Origin of the sequence: Cryobacterium sp. MLB-32 (genome assembly GCF_000738085.1) — a bacterium.
In the GTDB taxonomy this organism is placed as follows: Bacteria; Actinomycetota; Actinomycetes; order Actinomycetales; family Microbacteriaceae; genus Cryobacterium.
The window spans coordinates 1-1,539 of record NZ_JPRS01000286.1 but is presented as its reverse complement, the minus strand read 5'-3'; the positions used below and the strand labels follow the sequence as shown (position 1 = coordinate 1,539).

Genomic DNA, 1,539 nt, shown 5'->3' with positions numbered 1-1,539 from the left:
TCCCAAGATCAGATTCAAAATTTTCTCGATGCCAAGATCGGCACCTGCCAGAATTCCTTGTGCCTGAACGTTTTGCACGTGGACACTCCCACGACGACGCTGGCCTTCGGAACCTGTGCCACGTACCAGGGCGAGGCGAACGAATCCGCAGCGCGCATCATCTACAAGGTGCAGCAGGCCTGTTCTCTCAGCGCGAAGGTCTTGCTGGTCACCCTGCAAAAAGAGCAGGGACTGGTGACAAGCAGATCTCCTTCAGAGAGCATCCTCCGCAAGGCCCTCGGGCAGGGCTGTCCTGATACGGCGCCGTGTGACTCCGCGTTCTACGGTTTCTTTAACCAGGTTTACACGGGGGCTCGTCAGCTCACGTGGTACGGCAACCCACAGGGGTCACACACGTCGATAAAGGTCGGCCAGGCAAACGCCGTACGATTCCACCCGAATGCCGCGTGTGGTTCCTCCAGCGTCGTGATTCAGAACCGGGCGACGGCGGCTCTGTACTACTACACGCCTTATCAGCCCAACGCTGCGGCTCTGGCTAATCTCGGCGGCACCGGTGATGCCTGCTCCTCCTACGGCAACCGCAATTTCTGGAGATACTACAACGACTGGTTTGGCTCGCCCACGTCAGGTGGCAGCCCAATCGGAAACGTCGAGTCCGTGCGCGGAGCGGTCGGCGGCGTGACAGTCGCGGGCTGGGCTCTGGACCCGGATGCCAGGACGTCCATTGACGTTCACGTCTACGTTGATGGTGTCGGGACAAGCACGAACGCGAGTCTCGCTCGGACCGACATTGGCGCTGCGTTCCCCTTCGCCGGGGACGCCCACGGTTTCAACGTGACCGTGCCGGTCTCGTTCTCGGGCACGCACTCGGTGTGTGTCTATGGCATCAATATCTTGGGCGGTACGAACACTCTCTTCGGCTGTACGGATGTCGTCGCGCAGGGAGGTTCCCCGTTCGGGGGCGTCGAGTCCAAGACCGGGGTCGAGGGTGGCATAGCCGTGAGTGGTTGGGCCATTGATCCTGACACCATCGCGCCGATGAGCGTCCGCGTCGAGGTTGACGGAGTAGGAGCGGCCTACGTGGCCGACAAACTCCGCACGGACGTGGGTGCGGCCTACTCGGGATACGGCGACAACCACGGGTTCTCGGAGAAGGTCGCCGCTGCGCCCGGAATCCACAACGTCTGTATCTCTGGCGTCAACACAGGCGGCGGCGCGAACACAGAATTCGGGTGTTCGTCCATCACGGTTCCGCTCATCATCGCGGAGCAAGGGCGCACGCCGGTCGGGGTGCTGGAAGCGGCCGCTGCGGTGACTGGTGGAATCACCGTCGGCGGTTGGGCTCTTGATCCCGACACCGTTAACCCGATCGCGGTTCGAATTGAGATTGATGGCGTCGGGGTGGCCTATCAGGCCAACAAGGTGCGTACGGATGTTGGTGGTGCGTACCCTGGGTACGGCAACAACCATGGCTTTGCTGAGACGGTGACGGCGGCTCCGGGGTCACATCAGGTGTGCGTGTATGGGATCAACACCGGT

The 1,539-nt window shown here is 61.7% G+C and carries 1 pseudogene; it reads left to right on the top strand.

Annotated elements, in window-relative coordinates:
• Positions 1 to 78: 78 nt before the first annotated feature.
• Positions 79 to 1,539, top strand: a pseudogene (locus tag JF66_RS21915) (hypothetical protein); the annotation flags it as partial.